1 protein-coding gene and 1 pseudogene are annotated in these 531 nt (G+C 73.8%); both read right to left on the bottom strand.

Annotation, left to right across the window (positions count from 1 at the left end; all coding sequences use genetic code 11):
* Nucleotides 1-261: pseudogene (locus tag AC5LSR_RS18790) on the bottom strand (metal-sulfur cluster assembly factor); the annotation flags it as partial.
* Nucleotides 258-531, bottom strand: a 274-nt coding sequence (locus tag AC5LSR_RS18785; protein ID WP_493468741.1) for an iron-sulfur cluster assembly scaffold protein, incomplete at its 5' end; no start/stop codon positions are given. The pseudogene AC5LSR_RS18790 and the gene AC5LSR_RS18785, both read right to left, overlap by 4 nt.

The following is a 531-nucleotide window of genomic DNA, read 5'->3' as shown; positions in this document are numbered from 1 at the left end:
ACGCATGGCCTCCTCGACGTCGTCGAGCGCGGCCTTGTCGACGGCGGCGCCGGCGGCGACCCCTCCGGCGACCACCTCGCCGGGAGCCACCCCTCCGGCGGCCGCCTCGCCGGCGACCGTCCCGTCGACAGTGGCGGGCGCCTCGCCGGGAGCCGCCTCGCCGACAGCGGCCGGGTCGGCGGCGAGCACGGCCGGCGCCGTCGCCGCCGGATCGTCGGTGTCGGTCGTCTGCTGGTCGGCCAGCGTGGTGGTCTCGCTCATCGGTCCGCCTCCTGTTCCGGGATGCCGCCCACGGCCTGCACGGTCGCGTCCTTCCAGGCCATCCATGACAGCAGGGCGCACTTGACCCTGGCCGGGTATTTCGACACGCCCGCGAAGGCTACCGCGTCCTCCAGCACGTCCTCGTCCGGCTCCAGGGTGCCGCGGGACTGCATCAGCGCCAGGAACTCCCGTTCCAGCCCGAGTGCGTCGGCCACGGACCTGCCGATCACAAGGTCGGTCATGACGCTCGCGGACGCCTGGCTGATCGAA

Source organism: Protofrankia sp. CiP1_Cm_nod4, from assembly GCF_982290645.1.
This window is presented reverse-complemented; position numbering and strand designations above follow the sequence as displayed.